A 7,557-nucleotide genomic window follows, 5' to 3' on the forward strand; every position below is an offset into this window, starting at 1 on the left:
GGATGGGGAGATTGGGAGATGGGGGGATGGGGAGATGGGGGGATGGGGAGATTGGGAGATTGGGAGATTGGGGGATGGGGAGATTGGGAGATTGGGAGTGTGGGAGTGTGGGAGTGTGGGAGTGTGGGAGAAATTAAAAAATATATATCTTCACCATTACCATGCAGGACTACCGAACAAGTTTCATCTCTCCCATGAACCGAGATTTAGTATTATCCCCTATCAAAGCTAGAGCTATTGATGGGATGAATATTATTGCTAAAGAATGGAGAGAGCGATCGCCCCTTTCTCTTTTAGGGAACCCAAAAAAGTGCAAGCTTTTAGGTCTCTCAGGTTCAAAAATTTAGTATCTTGGGCAGACAAGAGCAGAAAAGTTAAGGGACGATTCTTCCTACTGACTCCTACCCCTACTAAAAAGACTTTTTCAGCAAACCCTACTTAGGGCTTGCTGATTAAATCTAAAAGCATTTACAGATAAAGGTTTTAGCCTTTAAGGAGCGAAAAAAAGTGCAACTTTTTCAGCTTGAGCGACCAAAAAGTTAGGATAAAAGGCAGAATAATTGCAGAACAATCTTGGGACAAAACGCCCGCTCCTACCTCCTATAAATTCCCTTTTCTCCTGTCTCCTGTCTCCTGTCTCCTGTCTCCTGTCTCCTGTCTCCTGTCTCCTGTCTCCTGTCTCCTGTCTCCTGTCTCCTACCCTCACCCATAAGACTTTTTCAGCAAACCCTACTTACCAAGGCGAAATAGGACTGTAAAAATATTATCAGTTACTATGAGATGATTTTCAAAAGGGTCATTACCATAATCATATTCCTGATTTTTCCAACTCAAAGATAGGGTCGGGCTATTATGTTTATTGTTCAGTTGCCAAGTTACACTGGCACCGTAGAGAGAACGACTAGAAGTTTGATCGACTGGTGCAATATAGCCAGAAAAACTAACTGTCTGGAGGGGACGAATACTAAACTCTAGCAATAAGCGGTCTTCAAAAGAATTGGGTAGAATATCGCCAAAATAGTAGGTCACTCCAATAGAAACTATTCTCCAATTTAAACGAGCACTGGCAGCAAGTTCGCTTGCAGGTGAATTATTAACAATATCTCCAATTCTAGTCTCCCGATCAATAGCATAATTGAAGAATGTTGACAGGGTGAAATTAGCATTTTTACTAATCCGAAATCTTTTAGCAGCATTCCCAAAAATTTGGCTATAATAATCCCGATCTGGATTAGTATAACCGATGGCACCAGCGCGAAAACTCCAACCGTTTGTGCTGATGGTGTAGTCACCACCTAGGTAGAAATTGACTTTTTCAGAGGTAATGACACCAGCATAATAACGCCAAACATCTTGAGGACCTGTCCAATTTCCGGTAAAGCTCAGATGAGGATAATAACTGATTTCTTCCCGATAGATACTTTCTCTCACAAAGTTAGCCTCTTGTTGTAAAAAGCTGAGGTAAACTTGGGCATAAAAATTCTGGAGGTTGCCAGTAGAAAATGTGTCTTGATTAACTGCTGAGTCTAACTCTATGTTACTATTTTGACCACCTTCACCGCCAGACTTAGAAGTCACTAATTGGGGACCTGTGGGTTTATAGAATGTGCGACCTTCGTTAATACTACGGTCAATGATGGGAGAGAGACCCAACCAAATACTATGATAACTTCCTTTAGGAACTTGACTTAAACTGGTGACATCGGGTGTTAAACTTTTTGCTCTCCCGACTCCAGCAGAATAAATAGTAAAACTGCTGCTGGGTAAACGAGTATTATTAGCAGCTAAAAATAAATGGCGGTTGATATTGGAGTTTACAGCATTTTCGCTACCCTTCAACTCAGGAATGACATCAGGTAAAAATTGCGCCCCTGCTTGAATAGCTGTATTTAACCCCCGGTTTTCATCATCAAAAAATACGGTAAAACCATGAATTGTACGCCCCATAACTGCTTCTGTATCATTAGCTTTGACAACTTGACGAACTCGTGACAATGTGGTAGAAATCGTATAGTTATTTTCTTCCTCTCGCTCGACTTTGCTTTCTTGAGATTGGGTGTTTCCGGGAAAAGCACCGGAATTGGGAAAATACAATTCTAGTCCTATGGGTTGACTGCTAGTTCCTCCTTGAAAACCAGGAAGTTCCATAAAAGCTAAGGTTTCTGGTCGCACAACTTCCCCTGGTTGAGAAGTTTGCAAGACACGAGTGGGTGCTAAAAAATCTGGGTCTATGCTGTTGCGATCTGTAGCTATACTAGGGGTATAAGTACATTTTTGGTTGTTGGGAGTACCTGGAAAAACGCAATCTGCTGTTAAACTCATGGAAATTTCTAACCCTGTTAAGGTTTGGGGTTCAATTGTTCTGGTGGTAACTTTTCTGTCTAGGGGAACGCTTCGCAGTTGGAAATAAGTGCCTTTTTGGTCTACGGTAAAGATGTTATTGCGGGTTAAACTTTCGATGACTCTACCGTTAAGTTTGAGGATACTGTTTAAAAAAGTGTTGCTGTTGGCAGTGTTGGCAAAAGTTTGGGAACTACTAAACTGCCATTTCGTGAGGTGACTGATGGGAGTATTGTTGAGGGGTAAACTTGTGGTAAAGGGGCTAATTTTTTCATCAGCAGCAATGCGTGGCGGCATAATATAATCTGGGTCTGGTTTTGGCTTTTTTTGCAATGAAGGTGCTGTGGGGTTGGGTTGGGATGCTAAATTTTGTGATGGGGATTTGAGGTCTGTTGCTGAGGTAGACCATTTGGGAATTTCTGCTAATACTGGGTTTGAGTATGCTGTAGTCAGAATGGTGGAAATGACAGCAAAATTTTTGGTGAGGGTAGGGATAAATTGGAAAAAGTCACTCATTGTTCTGGATACCGTGAATTTAGGTTCGAGTCTGTTTATTGATACTGCAAGAGAAACCCATATCCCGATCTTTGTGATGCCAGATTTTTACAGTCAGGACTTATATCATGTTCGGATAATCAGTTATAAAAAAACTTTATCCCTTTTAATCTTTTCTTCCCTTCTGCCTCCCCCTCCTGGGAGGGGGAGGGGCGAGGGGTGGGTTGCCTTCTGCCTTCCTTTCTCCAAAGTGTAAGTATTCAACCGAACATGATATTACGCACGCCGAACCCAAAAACCTGGTTTTTCGCATTTTACTTCTGTAGGGACGTTGCATACAACGTCCCTACATTAGACATCTCGGATCATAACAGGACTTGTGCAAAGCAAACAACAAACCGAGTTTATTGCCCTGGTTATTCTTGTTAAAACCACAACATTGACATTTCCTTCATAAACCTGGTTTCTGCGTAAGTCCCGTTATATCCTAACCAATACTAAAATCATCGGCACCAACCAAACTAACATTAATACCCGACAAAGTAGCCAAAGTTTCTCCAGTCGCAGCCACCTTAATCGAAGTCGAACTGCCACTCTTGACAATATCTAAATCATCAAAACCTATGCCTTGTAATTCAATTATATCCGTACCATCCTCAAACCGTTGAATCATATCTACACCCAATCCTGGACCAATAATGAATGTATCCGCTCCTGCGCCACCATTATACCTGTCGTTGCCCAGACCTCCATTCAAGGTATCATCTCCTGCACGACCGTAGAGGATGTCGTTACCATCGTTACCCAGGAGTAGGTCGTTACCGTTGTCTCCGTAAAGTCGATCGTGATGCAAACCTCCGTCTAGGGTGTCGTTATCGTTACCGCCATAAATTATGTCGTTGCCATCACCGCCGTCAATGTTGTCAGCACCACCGTAACCGTAAACTCTATCATTGTCTCCTAATGCTAAGTAATGTTCTGCAGTGTTTGCGCCTCGGAGTATATCCTTACCAGGAGTTCCTTCCACCACATCAGTCACACTAATAGTAATAGCTTGAGGGGTGCTGTCCACTGTACCATCATTGGCGGTTACTTCTATGAGGTAGTTATTGTCACTGTCGCTATCCCCAGGAATTTCAAAGTCAGGGGCACTGTTAAAGCTGACTGCACCAGTTACTGAGTCTATACCAAATAATGCTTGGTCTTCTCCACCACTAATACGGTAGTTCAGGAGGTCGCTATCGGGGTCTGTCGCTGTCACCGTAATAGCTGCCGTGGTGTTTTCGAGGAGGCTAGCAAAGTTGCTGGGGGCAATAGCAGGGGGGTCGTTGGCATCAGTCACACCAATAGTAATAGCTTGAGGGGTGCTGTCCACTGTACCATCATTAGCGGTTACTTCTATGAGGTAGTTATTGTCACCGTCGCTATCCCCAGGAATTTCAAAGTCAGGGGTACTGTTAAAGCTGACTGCACCACTTAAGGAGTCTATACCAAATAATGCTTGGTCTTCTCCACCACTGATACTGTATTCAATGGTGTCGCCATCCTCGTCCGTTGCTGCCACTGTAATAGCTTCTATGGTATTTTCGGCGACAGTAGCAGAGTTGCTGGAGTTGATAGTAGGAACTTCGTTGACATCACTAACACTAATAGTAATAGCTTGAGGGGTGCTGTCCACTGTACCATCATTGGCAGTTACTTCTATGAGGTAGTTATTGTCACCGTCGCTATCCCCAGGAATTTCAAAGTCAGGGGCGCTGTTAAAGCTGACTGCACCAGTTACTGAGTCTATACCAAATAATGCTTGGTCTTCTCCACCAGTAATACTATAAGTAATGGGGTCGCCATCATCATCTGTTGCTGTCACCGTAATAGCTGCTGTGGTATTTTCGAGGACGCTAGCAGAGTTGTTGGAATTGATAGAAGGGGCCACATTTTCGTTGACATCAGTCACGCTAATAGTAATAGCTTGAGGGCTGCTGTCCACTGTGCCATCATTGGCGGTTACTTCTATAAGATAGTTATTGTCACCGTTGTTATCCCCAGGGTTTTCAAAGTCGGGGGCATTGTTAAAGCTGACTGCACCACTTAAGGAATCTATGTCAAATAATGCTTGGTCTTCTCCACCACTAATACGATAGTTGATGGGGTCGCCATCGGAATCTGTAGCTGTAACTGTAATAGCTGCCGTGGTGTTTTCGGGGATGCTAGCAGAGTTGTTGGAATTGATAGTAGGAAGAGAATTAACAGCAATGCTGAAAGTTTGACTATCAGAGGTATCGACACCACCGTCAAGAGTGCCACCACTGTCTTGCACTACTACATCAAAGGTAGATGTGCCACTAGCGCTTGGGGCAGGAGTGTAAGTCAGGTTGCCTGAAGAATCTATAGTCGGAGCGACGGCAAACAAACTTGGGTTGCTGATGTTACTGACGTTGTAGGTAGCAGTTTGGCTAGCTTCATCTGTAGGACCTGGATTGAAGGTTGCCCAACCATTGATTGTTTGTGCTGAAGAGCCATTGACTACTGGTGGATCGGCTGCCGTGAAAGTAGGTTGGTCGTTTATGGGGACAACGTTGAGGGTAGTAGAAAGCCTGCCGGAACTGAAGGCAGTCGTTCCCCCATTGGTGCTAGTGTCAGCAGTTCCGCCATTGGTGCCAGTAGTTTGATCCCAGGCGCGAAAGAAGATGTTACCAGCATTACCTTCGTAGTCTGGATTGGGAACAAAGCGGATTTGGTTGTTGGCGGTACCAGCCAATAGTCGAGCATTGGCATCAGAGGGGCTGCCAAAGTCATTCCAGCTATTGCCCCCATCAGTAGAATATTGCCAGGAGCCATTGGTATTGTCTACTTCAACAACGGCAATTCCTAAAGCATCTCCATCAGAATCAGCAAGAAATTGGGTGAAAGCTGGATCGGAGACGCTGACTCCAGGAGGGTCAGTTTCGTTAATATCGATCGCCGCTAACCCAACTGGTTCCGAAGGTACACCGCCATCTTGTACCTCCCAAAAGAAAACCCCAGGCTGGTTGATATTCGATTGTGACTCTATGTTCTCAATATCGCTGGTTCCCGATCCAGGTAATTCATCGTAGTTAGTCTGGTCTCCCGCAGTCCAGCCTGCGGTACCGTAATTGCTAGTGCCAGACTGTCCCCAAGCCAAATCTTCATAACGTATTTCAATACCAAAGTCCCCATCACCTAAGTCCCACAACCTGATCTGATAAGCATTAGCGTTGGTCAAACCAGGGGGATTGCTATATGGTACTACGTCATCAAAAGTGATGGTGACGACATCGTTTACCGGGTCTATGTCGTAGTAGATTCTGTTACTTCCCGTGGAATTCCCGGCGGGATCGAAGGCGATTGCAGGGTTTCCTGTATCAACGTCAGTATAGTGGGCGGCGATCATCGGTAGAGTGGAACCTGCAATACCTGCTGGGTCATAAGCACCCAAACCCTGGCCGAAAGTAACATAGCCGTTGTAACTAATAAAGAACTCGGTGGCAGCATTCCAAGTATTGTCAAAATACCGAAAGCCGTTTTCAAATACTGCAGAAACATCTACCTGAACGAATCCATCATCCTGTGCAGGAAGTTCATTTTCCCCAAAGCCTTGGACACCACCGAGTCCGTTATTGAGACTGTTGCCTGGCAGGATATTGACAGTTCCAACACTTGGGGCTTGGTTGAAGACACCGCTATAACTTTGCATCGCTTCTGGTGTGAGTGCGAAAAACGATGCTATAGAGCCCATGGAAAAGTTCAAATGCCAATTGCCGCCTAATGCAGAGCTGCCAACTTTGTTAGTCGAAGCGGCAATCTCAGCCCCTGTCAGTTGTTGTAATTTCTCAATAAACTCTTCCCCTGCATCCCCGGCGGCAACGTTACAGCCGTAGAGGAGGAGGTTGTCGAGTTGCCATTGTTGCAGTTGGAGTTGATAGGGTTTAATACTATCTAAACTCAGTTGACTATTTCCCAAATACAAACATCCGGGGGAACCATGGGAAATAATATGAACAGTTTTTTGTTCTGGATATTGTTGTAAAATTTGGCTAATTTGTTGGATACCATCAGTGGCAGTATCAATAACAAAAGGTTGAGCTTCGGCAACCACACCATCAAATAATTGTTGATAGTTATCAACTCCGGCATCAATAAAAACTAGAGTAGAGGTTTGATTAAAAGTTTTGTTGTTACTATTCATTTGATTCATCTAAAAAAATTTAAGAAAAGAGGGAGGTAGGAACGTTGCATACAACGTCGGTAATATCATGTCCGGTTGAACAGTTATAAATAAACTACTCAGAATTCAGAATTTCCTACGGAATGCTCCGCAAACAGAATTCAGGAGAGAAGAAAGAAGAAAAGAATTTGAACCAATATTCCCTTCTGCTTTCTGCCTTCTTTCCTCTAAAGTGTAAGTATTCAACTGGACATGAAATAAGTCCTGTTTTTATTATTGGAGATATCTAAATAGATGTAGATGGAAAAAATTGCTTTAAAAAGAGAGATAGAAGATGAAGTATAGTAGGAGCATTCTGCTCCCGTGCTATTGGAGTATTTTTCCACTATGGAGCTTCAACCACAGCGTCACCAGCAGTAGTACCAATTTGTACATTAACAGTTCCCGCACTAAAGGTATTACCTTGAGCAGTAGCCCGATCGCTATCTTCAGTAGGTGTAACGTTGAAACCAAGAGGATCGCCCACACCAGTGAAG

Annotated in this window: 3 protein-coding genes and 1 pseudogene; 2 read left to right on the forward strand and 2 right to left on the reverse strand. The window is 43.9% G+C overall.

Annotation, left to right across the window (positions count from 1 at the left end):
* Positions 1 to 198 (forward strand): annotated as a pseudogene (locus F6K54_RS36165) (hypothetical protein); the annotation flags it as partial.
* Positions 195 to 347, forward strand: coding sequence for a hypothetical protein (locus tag F6K54_RS36170; protein ID WP_293088672.1), 153 nt, complete (start codon positions 195 to 197; stop codon positions 345 to 347). The pseudogene F6K54_RS36165 and the gene F6K54_RS36170, both read left to right, overlap by 4 nt.
* 382 nt (positions 348 to 729) lie before the next feature.
* Here F6K54_RS36170 and F6K54_RS36175 read toward each other — a convergent pair whose 3' ends face one another.
* Both F6K54_RS36175 and F6K54_RS36180 read right to left on the reverse strand, forming a co-directional pair.
* Positions 730 to 2,856: a hypothetical protein gene (locus F6K54_RS36175; protein WP_293088674.1), complete on the reverse strand. Its 2,127-nt coding sequence runs from the start codon at positions 2,854 to 2,856 to the stop codon at positions 730 to 732.
* Between the two features lie 466 nt (positions 2,857 to 3,322).
* Complete coding sequence (locus F6K54_RS36180) at positions 3,323 to 7,042, reverse strand: DUF4347 domain-containing protein (RefSeq protein ID WP_293088675.1); 3,720 nt, start codon at positions 7,040 to 7,042, stop codon at positions 3,323 to 3,325.
* Between the last annotated feature and the right edge of the window lie 515 nt (positions 7,043 to 7,557).

The sequence above is a fragment of the Okeania sp. SIO3B5 genome, assembly GCF_010692555.1.
Lineage (GTDB): Bacteria > Cyanobacteriota > Cyanobacteriia > Cyanobacteriales > Microcoleaceae > Okeania.